This is a genomic window from Streptomyces polygonati (assembly GCF_042650325.1).
In the GTDB taxonomy this organism is placed as follows: domain Bacteria; phylum Actinomycetota; class Actinomycetes; order Streptomycetales; family Streptomycetaceae; genus Actinacidiphila; species Actinacidiphila polygonati.
The window spans coordinates 17,474-30,806 of the sequence record NZ_JBHSBB010000006.1 but is presented as its reverse complement, the minus strand read 5'-3'; the positions used below and the strand labels follow the sequence as shown (position 1 = coordinate 30,806).

The following is a 13,333-nucleotide window of genomic DNA, read 5'->3' as shown; positions in this document are numbered from 1 at the left end:
GGTCCGTCAGGCGCCGTACAGCGCCTCGACCTCGGACGCGAACGCGCTCTCGATCGCCCGCCGCTTCAGTTTCAGCGACGGGGTGAGGGTGCCGTGCGCCTCGGTGAACTGCGCGGGCAGGATGCGGAAGGTGCGGATCGACTCGGCCTTCGAGACCAGGGTGTTGGCGGCCACCACCGCGCGGCGGATCTCGCTCTCCAGCTCGTGGTCCCCGACCAGCTCCGCCGGGGTCATGGCCGGCTTGCCGCGCATCGTCAGCCAGTGCGTCACCGCCTCGTGGTCCAAGGTGACCAGCGCCGCCACATACGGGCGGTTGTTGCCGACGGCTATGCACTGCGCGACCAGCGGGTGGGCCCGTACCCGGTCCTCCAGCCGGCCGGGGGAGACGCTCTTGCCGCCGCTGGTGACCAGGATCTCCTTCTTGCGGCCGGTGATGGTCAGATAGCCGTCCTCGTCGAGCTCGCCGAGGTCGCCGGTGGCCAGCCAGCCGTCCCGCAGCACTTCGCCGCCGGCCTTCTCGTCGTTGAGGTAGCCGCCGAAGATCTGGCCGCCGCTCAGCCAGATCTCCCCGTCGTCCGCGATCAGCACCGTGGTGCCCGGCACCGGCAGACCGACGGTGCCGAACCGGGTCTGCTCCGGCGGGTTCGCGGTGGCCGCCGCGGTGGACTCGGTGAGGCCGTAGCCCTCGTAGATGGTGACGCCGGCGCCGCAGAAGAACAGGCCCAGCCGGCGTTCCATCGCCGAGCCGCCCGAGATGCCGTGCCGGATGCGGCCGCCGAGCGCGTCGCGCACCTTGCTGTAGACGAGCTTGTCGTAGAGCTGGTGCTGCATCCGCAGCGAAGGGCTGGGCCCGGGCCCGGTGTCGAACGCCCGCGCCTCGGTCGCCTCCGCGTGCCGGACCGCGACCTCCACCGCCTTGTCGAACACCGCGAGCCGTCCGCCCGCCTCGGCCTTGTGGCGGGCGGCCTGGAAGACCTTCTCGAAGACGTACGGCACCGCCAGCACGAAAGTGGGCCGCAAGGAGGCGAAGTCCCGCATCAGATCGGCGGCGACCATGCTCGGCTGGTGGGCCAGCCGGATGCGGTGCCGTACGCAGGCCACCTCCACCATGCGGCCGAAGACATGGGCCAGCGGCAGGAACAGCAAGGTGGACGGCACCTCGCTCGGCTTGTCGGCGAAGACCGGCTCCCAGCGGGCCACCACATTGTCGGTCTCGGCCATGAAATTGCCGTGGGTGATCACACAGCCCTTGGGCCGCCCGGTGGTGCCCGAGGTGTAGATGACGGTCGCGATCGCGTCCGGGGTCACCGCCAGCCGGTGCCGCTCCACCACGTCGTCGCCCAGATGCCGGCCGGCCTCGGACAACTCGGCCACGCAGTCCGCGTCCAGCTGCCACAGCCGGGTCAGCCGCGGCAGCTCGTCCACGGCGGCGCCGATCGTCATCGCGTGGTCCTCGTGCTCCACGATCGCGGCGACTGCGCCCGAGTCGTGCAGCATCCACCGCACCTGGTCGGAGGAGGACGTCGGGTAGACCGGCACGGACTGGGCGCCGACCGCCCACAGTGCGAAGTCGAACAGCGTCCACTCGTAGCGGGTGCGCGACATCAGCGCCACCCGGTCACCGAACCGCACACCCTGCGCCAGCAGCCCCTTGGCCACCGCGAGGACCTGATCGCGGAACTCGGACGCCGTCACATCGACCCAGCCGCCCTGTCCGTCCGCGCGGCAGAGCACTACGGCGTCCGGGCTCTGCGACGCGTTGCCGAACACGGCGTCCGCCAAGCCTCCTGCCTGTGGTGCCGTGACCAGTGGGGGAACAGTGAACTGACGCAACTGGTGTTCTCCTAGGGGACTCCCGCGGGGCCCGTAAGGTATCCGATCTCCGGAGTCAGCGGGAGAGGTGCGGTGGTAACCGATTTTTCGGACGTTTGTACTGGTGAGTCGCGCATCCCGGGCCTGACAAGGGGCCGCGGCGCCTCCCGGCGCGCCGGGGGCCGGCGGGCGGTCACGGATCTGCACGAAATCTGCGCCGCCCGGTCACGGTCGCTCCATCCGGCCCATGACCGGCCCCCGCCGTGAGCGCCGTGGTCACCGGGGCCCCGGTGCTCGCCGGGCGGCGGGCGCGGCGGGCCGCCGCCCCGGTAGCGTGGCGTGATGACCGACATGAGCCGAACGATCGAGCCGACCGGGACCGCGACGCGTGCGCCCGACCCGTCACCGGCCGGGCCGGGGACCGCCGACCTGCGCCCGCCGGAGGTCGAGGCCGATGAGAAGGCGACCCTGCTGACCTTCCTCGGTTACCTGCGCGAAGCCGTCGTCCGCAAGGTCGAGGACGTCCCCGACGCCGCCGCGCGCACCCCGGCCGTACCGTCCGGGACCAGTCTGCTGGGCCTGGTCCGGCATCTCGCCGCGGTCGAACTCAACTGGTTCGTCTGGGCGTACGAAGGCCCCGACCGCGAGCGCTGGGACGACGACGCCACGCCGGCCGAGGGCGAGACCGTCGCGGGCGTGGTCGCCGCCTACCGGGACGCGATCCGCCGGGCCGACACGGTGATCGCCGGCTGCGACGACCTCGGGCGGCCCGGCGCGCGCTCGCTGCGCGAGACCGCCCCGCCGTCGATGCGCTGGATCCTGGTGCACATGATCGAGGAGACGGGGCGGCACGCCGGCCACGCCGACATCCTCCGCGAGCTGCACGACGGGGCGGCGGGCCGCTGACCGCCGCACCCGCCGTCCACTCGCGGCCCGCCCGCCCGGTCGGCCGCCGGCCCGCTCAGCCCGCTCAGCCCGCCGGTTCGGTCTGCGCGGCCGGCAGCGCGATCCGGCTCTCGCCCGCGTAGACGTTCATCGAGCTGCCCCGCAGGAAGCCGACCAGGGTGAGACCGGACTCGGCGGCCAGGTCCACCGCGAGTGAGGACGGCGCCGACACGGCGGCCAGCACGGGGATGCCGGCCATCACCGCTTTCTGCGCCAGCTCGAAGGAGGCCCGCCCGGACACCATCAGAATGCGGTCGGCCAGCGGCAGCAGACCGTCCCGCAGCGCCCGCCCCACCAGCTTGTCCACCGCGTTGTGCCGCCCCACGTCCTCCTTGACGTCGAGCAGTTCGCCCCCGGCAGTGAAGAGCGCGGCGGCGTGCAGGCCGCCGGTCCGGTCGAAGACGGCCTGCGCCGACCGCAGCCGGTCGGGCAGCGTCGCCAGCAGCGCCGGGGTGAGCCAGCGGCCGGTGGGTTCGGCGATCGGCAGCCGGGTGGCGGTGCGCACCGCGTCCAGGCTGGCCTTGCCGCACAGCCCGCAGGAGGAGGTGGTGTAGACGTTGCGCTCCAGTGTGATGTCCGGCATCGGCACTCCGGGCGCCAGCGTGACATCCACCACGTTGTACGTGTTCGTCCCGTCGGAGGTCGCGCCGGCGCAGTACACCACCGATGTCACCTCGTCGGCCGCCGCCAGCACCCCCTCGCTCACCAGGAAACCGACCGCCAGTGCGAAGTCATCACCCGGAGTACGCATAGTGATGGCCAACGGACGCCCGTTCAGGCGGATTTCCAGCGGCTCCTCGGCCACCAGCGTGTCCGCCCGGTGCCCGGCGGCACCGTCCCTGATCCGCAGTACACGCCGCCGTTCGGTGACTCGTCCCATGTCTCACCAGCCCCGGTCGTCTCACTGTGCGGTCGCTGCCGTCACAGCAGCGTGTCATAGGGTGAGGTGGGCCGCGCAGCGGTACCCACCGACTCACCAGAATGGCAGAGCGAGATGAACGACCAGCCGAGCGCCGAGGGCACCTTGATGGGCGACGAGCAGGCACTGGAGAAGCTGCGGGCCCTGCGCGGCAGCATCGACAACCTTGACGCCGCTCTCGTCCACCTTCTCGCCGAGCGCTTCAAGTGCACCCAGGAGGTCGGCGAGCTCAAGGCGGCCCACCACCTGCCGCCCGCCGACCCGGCCCGTGAGGCGGACCAGATCGCCCGTCTGCGCCGGCTGGCCATGGACGCGCGCCTCGATCCCGCCTTCGCCGAGAAGTTCCTCAACTTCATCATCGACGAGGTCGTGCGCCACCACCGCGCCATCGCCGCCCGCCCGCGCCCCGCCGACCCCTCCTGACCCGGGCCGTCCCTTCCCGCACCCCGCGCCCGATCCCCTTGCCCGGGCGCCGGAATCCCAGGTGAGGACCGCCGTCAATCCTTGGTATCGTGTCCCTGCCACCGCGACTTCAGGGTCGCGGCGGGCTACCTGGTCCGGGTGGCGGAATGGCAGACGCGCTAGCTTGAGGTGCTAGTGCCCTTTACCGGGCGTGGGGGTTCAAGTCCCCCCTCGGACACAGTTTTTCCCCGTGCGGGGGTGTTTCGTTTTCCCCCCGCCGGCAGGGCCGAGGACACTTCCCGGCCAGCTCGGCACCATTGTCTAAATGCCGTCGAGCGGTTAGCGTGATCCCCGGTTATGAGCGTCAGCGTGAAACCCTGGTTTGCTGACCGGCAACCCTCCATCGCGGTGGGGTGCTCCAGGTGACGACCCGACAGGACGACGTCCTGTAAGCGCGAGGCCCCGCGGGGCCGGATGAACACGGGGGTGATCACGTGCGCAAGAGATGCTCCGACAGCACGTTCCACCCGTACGGGTCCTTCGAGCTGCATGTCGTGCGCCGGCACGTCGATCTGCTCCGGGTGAGCAGCGCCCTGTGTCCGAGGCCGTGCCCGGTCCGCTGAGACCGGACCCGCACTCCGTTCCACCCCCACCCTCACCCCCATCTCACCGCCACGTCGCCCGGTCGACGGTGCGCGGTTCGCTCTGTCCCAGGTGACGACCGGTCGGCAGTGCCGCCGACCCGCCGAGTGATCCTCCGTCGCGACGCCCCGCACCCTGCCCGGCGCGCTCGCGTCCCTCCCTTACCCGGAAACGAGAACCTGATGCCCCGTCAGCTCAGACCTGTCCGGCACGGCCTCGCCGCCCTGTCCCTCGGCACGGCGGCGCTGGTGGCCCTGACCGCCTGCACCAGCGCGAAGAACGACGGCACTCCCGCCGGGACTTCGGCCGCGTCCCTCACCATCGGCACCACCGACCAGGTGACCAGCCTGGACCCGGCCGGGTCCTGGGACGCCGGATCGGGAACGATCGAGAGCGAGGTGTACGCCACGCTGCTCAGCGCCAAGAACGGCTCGTCGGAGGTGGCGCCGGACCTCGCCTCGGCGATCGAGCTGACCGGGCCCAAGGAGTACACCGTCACCCTGAAGGCGGGCCTGAAATTCGCCAACGGGCATGATCTGACGTCGTCCGACGTGAAGTTCAGCTTCGACCGGCAGCTCAGGATCGCCGACAAGAACGGCCCGGCCTCGCTGCTCTACAACCTCGCCTCGACCGCGGCCCCGGACCCCACCACGGTCGTCTTCACCCTCAAGTCGGCCAACGACACCTTATTTCCGCAAGTCCTGTCCACCAACGCCGGCTACATCGCCGACGAACAGGTCTTCCCCGCGGACAAGATCCTGGACGACACCGCCGTGGTGGCCGCCAAGCCGTGGAACGGCCCCTACGCGGTCGACAGCTACGACAAGAACTCGCTGGTCTCCTTCACCGCCAACAGCGCCTACCGGGGACTGCTCGGCACCCCGAAGACCGCGCACGTCCAGCTGAAGTACTACACCGACGCCAGCAACTTGAAGCTCGATGTGCAGCAGGGCGCCATCGACGCGGTCTACCGCACGCTGACCGTCACCGACCTGCAGGACCTCTCCACCAAGAGCGGGATCGTCGTACACACCGGTTCCGGCAACGGCATCCGGTTCATCGTCTTCAACTTCAAGACCCAGCCCTACGGTTCGGCCACCAAGCAGGCCGACCCCGCCAAGGCGCTCGCGGTCCGGCAGGCGGTCGCCGACTCCGTCGACCGGGCGCAACTCGCCTCGCAGGTCTACAAGAACACCTTCCAGCCGCTGTACACCTCCGTCCCGGACGGCATCACCGGCGCCACCCCTTCGCTCAAGGCGCTCTACGGCGACCAGCACGGCGGTCCGGACAAGGCCGCGGCGGCCAAGGTCCTGTCGGCGGCCGGGGTCAGCACACCGGTCACCCTCAGCCTGCAGTACAACACCGACCACTACGGCTCGTCCTCGGCCGACGAGTACGCCCTGATCAAGACCCAGCTCGAAGCCACCGGGCTGTTCAAGGTCAAGCTGCAGTCCACCGAGTGGGCGCAGTACGGCACCGACCGCGTCGCCGATCTGTATCCGCTCTACCAACTCGGCTGGTACGCCGACTATCTGGACGCCGACGACTATCTCGCCTCCTTCTACGCGGCCAACAGCTGGGTGAACAACGGATACGCCGATCCCGCCGTACTCGCGCTGATCAAGAAGGAGGAGACCGACACCGATCCGGCCGACCGCACCGCGGTGATCGAGCAGGTGCAGAACAAGGTCGCGGCCACCGTGCCGCTGCTGCCGCTGCTGCAGGGCTCCACCGCGATCGTCACCCGCAGTTCGGTCAGCGGCGTGCCGGCCGAGCTGGACAGCGCCTACCAGTTCCGCTGGGCGGAGCTCGCGAAGAAATGAGCGCCCTCATCCAGGAGGCTCCCGGCGCCGTCGGCCGGTCCGGCGGCGCCACCGGGAACGGACTCCTGCGCTATCTGGTGATCCGCTTCCTTCTCATGATCCCCACGGTGCTGGTCCTGGTCAGCGTGGTCTTCTTCCTGATGCACGCCACCGGAGACCCGATCACCACCGCCTTCGGCGACCGGCTCACTCCCTCGCAGCTGCACGCCAAACTCCACCAGGCGGGCTACGACCGGCCGTTGCTCACCCAGTACCTGGAGTATCTGCGCGCGCTGGCGGGCGGGGACTTCGGCCGGACCGCCACCGACAACCAGGCGGTGTCGCAGGTGCTGCGCACCTATGGCGCGGCGACCGTCGAACTGGCCGGCTACGCCATGATCGTCGCGCTGGCGGTCGGTGTGCCGCTCGGCATGGTCGCCGCGGCCTACCGGGACCGGGCTCCCGACGCGGCGCTGCGGCTGTTCGCGATCCTGAACTACGCGACCCCGGTCTTCTTCCTGGGGCTGCTGCTGAAACTCGTCTTCGCGGTCCGGCTCGGCTGGCTGCCGGTCTCCGGGCGGTCCAGTATCGGCGTCCAGCTCGAACTGGGGAATCAGACCAGCAGCACGGGCGTGTATCTGATCGACGCGATCCGCAGCGGCGACGGGTCCGCGGTGGCCGACGTACTGCGGCACGCGGTGCTGCCCGGCATCACCCTCGGGCTGCTCGTCGCCGGGGTACTGCTGCGGCTGGTCCGGACGAATCTGATCGGCACCCTGTCCGCCGACTACATCGAGGCCGCCCGCTCCCGCGGCGTGGGCCGCTTCCGGCTGGTGACCCGGCACGCGACCCGCCCGGCGCTGATCCCGGTGGTCACGGTGCTGGGACTCCAGGTCGCCGGGCTGCTGGGCGGCGCCGTGCTGACCGAGACCACCTTCGAGTGGAAGGGCCTCGGCTATGAACTGGCGCACTATCTGACGGTGCGTGACTACGCCGCGGTGCAGGGGATCGTGGCCCTGTTCGCTGTCGTCGTCGCGCTGACCAACTTCCTCGTCGACATCGCGGCGGCGCTGATCGACCCCCGGGTGAGGTACTGAGTGGCCGACGACCTTCTCGACCGGCCGGCCGCCGCGCCGCGCCGACACCGGAGCCCCCTGCCGGGCCGGCTGCGCGGCGTCGCCGGGCTGCAGCGCGCGATGCTGCTCACCGGCACGGTCCTGACCGGGATCTTCGTGCTGGCCGCGCTGTCCGCCCCCTTGCTCGCGCCCTACGGATACGCCCAACTGCAAAGCGGCGGGCGGCTGTTCGGATCGCAGCAGCACCCCAGCGGCGCTCATCCGCTGGGCACCACCATCGCCGGCTACGACGTGCTGTCCCGGACCCTGTGGGGCAGCAGGACGGCGCTGGAGATCATCGTCGGCGCGCTGGTGCTCTCGGTCTTCGCCGGGGTCCTGCTCGGCCTGGTCTCCGGCTATCTCGGCGGCTGGCTGGACCGGCTGCTGGTCGGCGCGGCCGACGCGATGTACGCGTTCCCCTCGCTGCTGCTGGCCATCATCATGTCGATCGTGATCAGCGGCGGGCAGTCGAGCCTGGTCGGGGGCTTGAGTTCGGCGGCCTGCTCGGTGGCGGTGGCCTTCGTCCCGCAGTACTTCCGGGTGGTGCGCGCCGAGGCGACCCGGCTGAAGTCCGAGGCGTTCGTCGAGGCCGCCCGGGTCATCGGCACCGGCACCTGGCGGATCATGACCCGGCATGTGCTGCGGAACTCGCTGCGCACACTGCCGCTGATCTTCACTATCAACGCCTCGGAGGCCATCCTCACCCTGGCCGGCCTGGGCTTCCTGGGCTTCGGTATCGAGCCCAACTCCGCCGCGGAATGGGGCTACGACCTCAACCGGTCGGTGGCGGACGTCACTTCGGGCATCTGGTGGACCGCGCTGCCGCCGGGCCTGGCGATCGTCCTCACCGTGCTGGGGACCACCCTGCTCGGCGAGAGCCTCACCGATCTGGCCAACCCGCGGCTGCGCCGCCGCGGCCCGGCGCGCGCCGGCGCCGCGCCGACCCCGGACGGAGGCGCCGTCCATGACTGACCTGCTGCGGATCGAGGACCTGCACATCTCCTTCAGCACCGACGCCGGACCGGCGCCCGCCGTCCAGGGGGTCAGCCTGTCGGTCGAGCCCGGTGAGGTGCTCGCCCTGGTCGGCGAGAGCGGCAGCGGCAAGACCGTGACCGCCAAGTCGGTCCTCGGGCTGCTGCCCCCGACCGCCGCCACCAGCGGCCGGGTGCTGCTGGGGGACGGCGAGACGGACCCGGCCGAGGATGTGCTCACCGCCCCGGCCGGCCGGCTGCGGGCCCTGCGGGGCACCCGCGCGGCGATGGTCTTCCAGGAGCCGTCCACCGCGCTGAACCCGGTGTTCACCATCGGCTGGCAGCTCGCCGAGGGACTGCGGGCCCACGGGCGGGGCACCCGCGCCGAGCGCCGCGCACTGGCCGTCGAGATGCTCGACCGGGTCGGCATCCCCGAGCCCGAGCGGCGGGTGGACCACTACCCGCACCAGCTGTCCGGCGGGCAGAAGCAGCGTGCCGTCATCGCCATGGCCCTCGCCCTGGGCACCCGGCTCATCATCGCCGACGAGCCGACCACCGCGCTCGACGTCACCGTGCAGGCCGAGATCCTGGAACTGCTGCACCGCTGCCGTACCGACTTCGGCGCGGCCGTCCTGCTGATCACCCACAACATGGGCGTGGTCGCCGACCTCGCCGACCGGGTCGCGGTGATGCGACAGGGCCGGATCGTGGAGAACGCGCCCGTCCGCCGGCTGTTCGCCGCGCCCACGCACCCCTACACCCGCGAACTGCTGTCCGCGGTCCCGGACTTCGGCAATCCCGCGACCGCGCGCGCCCGGCCCGCGCCGGGCGCGGACGGCGCGGGGCAGGCGCCCGTGGTCGAAGCCACCGGGCTGGTCGTCGAATACCCGGGGCGGCTGGGCGGCTCGTCCTTCCGCGCGGTGGACGGGGTCGGCTTCGAGATCCGCCCCGGCGAAGTGCTCGGCCTGGTCGGGGAGAGCGGATCGGGCAAGACCACGATCGGCCGCGCGGTGGCCGGACTGACCGGCGTCAGCGCCGGCCTGCTCACCGTACTCGGCGAACCGCTGGGCACCGGCCGGGGGCGGCGCCGGCTACGGCGCGCCACGGCCGGCAGCAGGGCCGGGCAGATCGGCTTCGTCTTCCAGGACCCGGCGACCAGCTTCAACCCGCTGCTGACCATCGCCGAATCCGTCGGCGAACCCCTGACCGTCCACCGGCGGGACCTCGAAGCCCGGGCGGTAAGGGCCGAGGTCGAGTCGCTGCTCGACTCGGTGCGCCTGCCGCGCGGCCACGGCGCCCGCTACCCGCACGAACTCAGCGGCGGGGAGCGGCAGCGCGCCGGGCTGGCCCGGGCACTGGCCCTGCGTCCCGCACTGGTGATCGCCGACGAGCCCACCTCGGCCCTGGACGTGTCCGTCCAGGCCAGGGTGCTGGAACTCTTCGCCGAACTGCAGCGCGAACGCAGCTTCGCCGCCCTGTTCATCAGCCACGACCTGGCCGTGATCGAGCAGGTCGCCGACCGGGTGGCCGTCCTGCACCGCGGGCGGATCGTCGAGAGCGGCACGACGGCCGAGGTACTCGGTTCCCCCCGGGCCGACTACACCCGGCGGCTGATCAGCTCGCTGCCGCTCCCCGACCCCGAGCGGCAGGCCCGCCGCAAGAACCTGACCGCGCTCGACCGGGGCTCCCCGGGACCGTGACCGATCCCGCCGCCCCACCTGACCGACGCCGTACAGAAAGGCTCCACCATGCCCGTCGAATTCCTCGGTATCGCCGCCACCAACGACGGCTCGGAGACCACCCCGCGCAGCGCGGGATCCTTCGACAAGGACTACACCCTCAGGCTGGCCCGGGCGCACGAGGACCACGGCTGGGACCGCGTCCTGTTCGCCTACGGCTCCGGCTCGCCCGAACCGGGCACGGCCGCCGCCTACATCGCGGCGAACACCAGCAGGCTGCAGATCCTGCTGGCGCACCGGCCCAATGTCTCCTACCCGACCTTCGCCGCCAAGGAGTTCGCCACGCTGGACCAGATCAGCGACGGCCGGCTCACCGTCCACTTCATCACGGGCGGCAACGACCACGAGCAGCAGCGCGAGGGCGACTTCCTGACCAAGGACGAGCGCTACACCCGTACCCGCGAGTACATCGAGATCGTGCGGCGGGTCTGGACCGAGCACGAGGCGTTCGACCACCAGGGGGACCACTTCCGGTTCGCCGACTTCGTCGCCGACGTCTTCCCGGTGCAGCAGCCCAGCCCCGACATCTCCTTCGGCGGCTCCTCCCCGGCCGCCTACGCCGCGGGCGGCGCCGTCGCCGACATCTACGCCCTGTGGGGCGAGCCGCTGGCGCAGACCGCCCAGCAGATCGAAGCGGTGAAGGCGGCCGCGAGCGCCGCCGGGCGCAGCCGGCCGCCCCGGATCCAGGTCGCCTTCCGTCCGATCATCGCCGCCACCGAGGAACTGGCCTGGGAGAAGGCCTACCGCACGGTCGCCGCCATCAAGGAGCGCCGCGCGTCGGGGGCATGGAGCCGCCGCGGCGGGCAGGAACCGGAGAACGCCGGCTCGCAGCGGCTGGTCGCCATCGCCGGCCGGGGCGAGCGCTACGACCGCGCGCTGTGGACGCCGACCGCCGCCGCGACCGGCGGCGCCGGCAACTCCAACGCCCTGGTCGGCACCCCCGAGACGGTGGCCGCGGCCCTGCTGGACTACTACGACCTCGGCGTGGACATCATCTCCGCCCGCGGCTACGACCTGCTCGGCGACGCCATCGACTTCGGCCGCCATGTCATCCCGCTGGTCCGCGAGGAGGTCGCCAGACGCGACGCCGCCAAGGCCGCCGCCGCGGCGGCCGACCCGGCCCCCTTCGAGGGGGCGCTGCGGTGACGACGCCGGTCGACGAGGTACGTGCGGCGGCGCTGACCGATCCCCTCGTCCAGCCGCTGCTGCGCGGGCTCCAGGACGAGTACACCGCCCGCTACCCCGCACTGAACGCGGTCGGCCGGGAGATGGCCCGCTATCCCGCCGAGGAGTTCGAGCCGCGGCACGGCGGGCTGCTGCTCCTGCTGCTGCGGGCCGGTGAGCCCGTCGCCGGGGGCGCCTACCGCCGCTACGACGAGCAGACGGCGGAACTCAAGCGGATCTGGACGCACGGCGCGCACCGCCGCGAGGGCCTGGCCCGGCGGGTGGTCGCCGAGCTGGAACAGGCCGCCGCGGCGGCCGGCTACCGGCGGGTCTACCTCACCACCGGGCCGCGCCAGCCCGAGGCCAAGGGGCTGTACCTGGCGGCCGGTTACACCGCGCTGTTCGACCTGGCCGCCGATCCGGAGTCGCTCGGCGGCCCGCTGCCCTTCGCCAAGCCGCTGCCCGGGCAGGCGCCGGTCCGTCCGGAGGATTTCAGGCCCACCCCGCGCGTCGACTTCGGGAGGAAGCCGTGAACGCCACCGTGACCGGGCCCTGAGCCGGCCGGGCCGCCGTCACGGTACGGCTCCGACGCCGGCCGCCCTGGTCCTGCCCGCCAGCAAGGAGGCGGCCAGCAGGGCCGCGGTGGCCGGGAAGAGCGCCGCCGGGCCGCCGAGCGCGAGCAGCGGGCCGCCCGCGAGGGCGCCGAGGCCGGTGCCGCCGTCGAAGGCGAGGTTCCACGACACGCTGGCCAGGCCGAGCCCGGCCGGAGTGTCGCCCGCCGCCCGCATGATGAGCACCAAGGTGGCGTTCTGGATGACACCGAAGCCCGCTCCGAACAGCGCGCTGCCGGCCAGCACGATCGCGGGGTGATGCGGCGCCGCTCCGGCGGCGGCGCCGAGCGCGGCGGTCAGCACGGCGGGGCCCAGCACCCGACGGCCGCCGTGGCGGTCGACCAGCCGCCCCGAGCCGAGCCGGGCGAGCAGCGAGGCGACCTGGGCGGCCAGCAGCGCGCCCGGCGCCGCGGAGGCGGTCAGCGGCAGGAAGGTGAAGACGACGCCGTACGCGATGGTGGTGGCGCCCTCGACCAGCAGCGGACCCGCCAGCGGCCGCAGCGCGCCCCGTACGGGCCGGGTCCGGCGGCCGGCCGGCGCGGCGATGTCGGCCGGCGCGGCGGCGGCGGGCGGCCCTTGGGGGAAACCGAGCGAGCCGGCCACGACCAGCGCGGCGGTGGCCGCGGCGAGCACGAAGTCGCCCGGGTAGGCGCCCTGCCGGGCCAGGGTGAGGCCGAGGGGCGCGCCGAGGATGCCGGCCGCGCCGACCACCGCGCCGTACCAGCCGATCGCGCGGCCCCGGGCGCTCGGCGGGAACAACTCGGCGGTGAAGGTCACCCCGGCGACCACGAAGACGCCGAAGCCGAGCCCGCGCACCGCGGTCGAGGCGATCACCGGCGCGAGACCGGACGCGGCCGGGAACAGCATCACCAGGCAGGGGAGCCCGAGCAGCGCGCCGGCCAGCGCGAGGGACCGCCGCCGGCCGAGCCGGGCGAACAGCCGCGGTGTCAGGGGCTGTACGACCATGGTGGTGGCCATCAGCACACCGGTCACCGCCCCGGCGCCGACCGGCCCCGCGCCGTTGCGCACCGCGTACGCGGGCACCGCGGACAGCAGCAGGTTGAAGCTCGCGAAGCCGCCGAACGCGGCGGTCATCGTGCCCGCCACCGCCCGCCGCCGCACGGTGGCGGGCGGCGGGCGGTGGACGGCTGTCACGGACGGGGTCACGGGTCCGGTCTCCGGCGCGGGGCGGTCAGCGGGGCCCCGCGCCT

The 13,333-nt window shown here is 72.5% G+C and carries 12 protein-coding genes, 1 tRNA gene and 1 riboswitch; of the genes, 10 read left to right on the top strand and 3 right to left on the bottom strand.

What is annotated here, in order from left to right; translation table 11 throughout:
- Positions 1-6: 6 nt before the first annotated feature.
- Complete coding sequence (locus ACFO3J_RS05560; protein ID WP_386426663.1) at positions 7-1,833, bottom strand: AMP-dependent synthetase/ligase; 1,827 nt, start codon at positions 1,831-1,833, stop codon at positions 7-9.
- 321 nt (positions 1,834-2,154) lie between these two features.
- Here ACFO3J_RS05560 and ACFO3J_RS05555 point away from each other — a divergent pair, with 321 nt between their 5' ends.
- Positions 2,155-2,718 carry a DinB family protein gene (locus ACFO3J_RS05555; RefSeq protein ID WP_386426662.1) on the top strand — a complete coding sequence of 188 codons (564 nt, stop codon included), beginning with the start codon at positions 2,155-2,157 and terminating at the stop codon, positions 2,716-2,718.
- A gap of 64 nt (positions 2,719-2,782) precedes the next feature.
- On the opposite strand, the gene fdhD is transcribed toward ACFO3J_RS05555, so the two are convergent.
- Positions 2,783-3,637, bottom strand: coding sequence for a formate dehydrogenase accessory sulfurtransferase FdhD (gene fdhD, locus ACFO3J_RS05550; protein WP_386426660.1), 855 nt, complete (start codon positions 3,635-3,637; stop codon positions 2,783-2,785).
- 114 nt (positions 3,638-3,751) lie between these two features.
- Between fdhD and ACFO3J_RS05545 the strand changes: the two genes are divergently transcribed.
- From ACFO3J_RS05545 to ACFO3J_RS05505, 9 genes are all read left to right on the top strand, one after another.
- Positions 3,752-4,099 carry a chorismate mutase gene (locus ACFO3J_RS05545; protein ID WP_386426658.1) on the top strand — a complete coding sequence of 116 codons (348 nt, stop codon included), beginning with the start codon at positions 3,752-3,754 and terminating at the stop codon, positions 4,097-4,099.
- Positions 4,100-4,231: 132 nt separating this feature from the next.
- Positions 4,232-4,316, top strand: a tRNA-Leu gene (locus ACFO3J_RS05540).
- A 115-nt stretch (positions 4,317-4,431) separates the two neighbouring features.
- Positions 4,432-4,539: riboswitch (SAM riboswitch) on the top strand.
- Positions 4,540-4,572: 33 nt separating this feature from the next.
- Entirely contained in the window at positions 4,573-4,701 is a 129-nt protein-coding gene (locus ACFO3J_RS05535; protein WP_386426656.1) for a putative leader peptide, read from the top strand.
- Positions 4,702-4,902: 201 nt separating this feature from the next.
- The gene (locus ACFO3J_RS05530) at positions 4,903-6,543 is read left to right on the top strand and encodes an ABC transporter substrate-binding protein (RefSeq protein WP_386426654.1); all 1,641 of its coding nucleotides are present in this window, start codon (positions 4,903-4,905) and stop codon (positions 6,541-6,543) included.
- Complete coding sequence (locus ACFO3J_RS05525; protein ID WP_386426652.1) at positions 6,540-7,619, top strand: ABC transporter permease; 1,080 nt, start codon at positions 6,540-6,542, stop codon at positions 7,617-7,619. Before ACFO3J_RS05530 ends, ACFO3J_RS05525 begins: the two co-directional genes overlap by 4 nt.
- Entirely contained in the window at positions 7,620-8,609 is a 990-nt protein-coding gene (locus ACFO3J_RS05520; RefSeq protein ID WP_386426651.1) for an ABC transporter permease, read from the top strand. It begins immediately after the preceding gene.
- On the top strand, positions 8,602-10,308 hold the full coding sequence (locus ACFO3J_RS05515) for a dipeptide ABC transporter ATP-binding protein (protein WP_386426649.1): 1,707 nt from the start codon (positions 8,602-8,604) through the stop codon (positions 10,306-10,308). Before ACFO3J_RS05520 ends, ACFO3J_RS05515 begins: the two co-directional genes overlap by 8 nt.
- A 48-nt stretch (positions 10,309-10,356) precedes the next feature.
- Positions 10,357-11,493, top strand: a complete 1,137-nt coding sequence (locus ACFO3J_RS05510; protein WP_386426648.1) for an LLM class flavin-dependent oxidoreductase — start codon at positions 10,357-10,359, stop codon at positions 11,491-11,493.
- On the top strand, positions 11,490-12,044 hold the full coding sequence (locus ACFO3J_RS05505) for a GNAT family N-acetyltransferase (protein WP_386426646.1): 555 nt from the start codon (positions 11,490-11,492) through the stop codon (positions 12,042-12,044). Before ACFO3J_RS05510 ends, ACFO3J_RS05505 begins: the two co-directional genes overlap by 4 nt.
- Positions 12,045-12,083: 39 nt before the next feature.
- On the opposite strand, the gene ACFO3J_RS05500 is transcribed toward ACFO3J_RS05505, so the two are convergent.
- Positions 12,084-13,289: an MFS transporter gene (locus ACFO3J_RS05500; RefSeq protein ID WP_386426645.1), complete on the bottom strand. Its 1,206-nt coding sequence runs from the start codon at positions 13,287-13,289 to the stop codon at positions 12,084-12,086.
- Positions 13,290-13,333 lie beyond the last annotated feature (44 nt).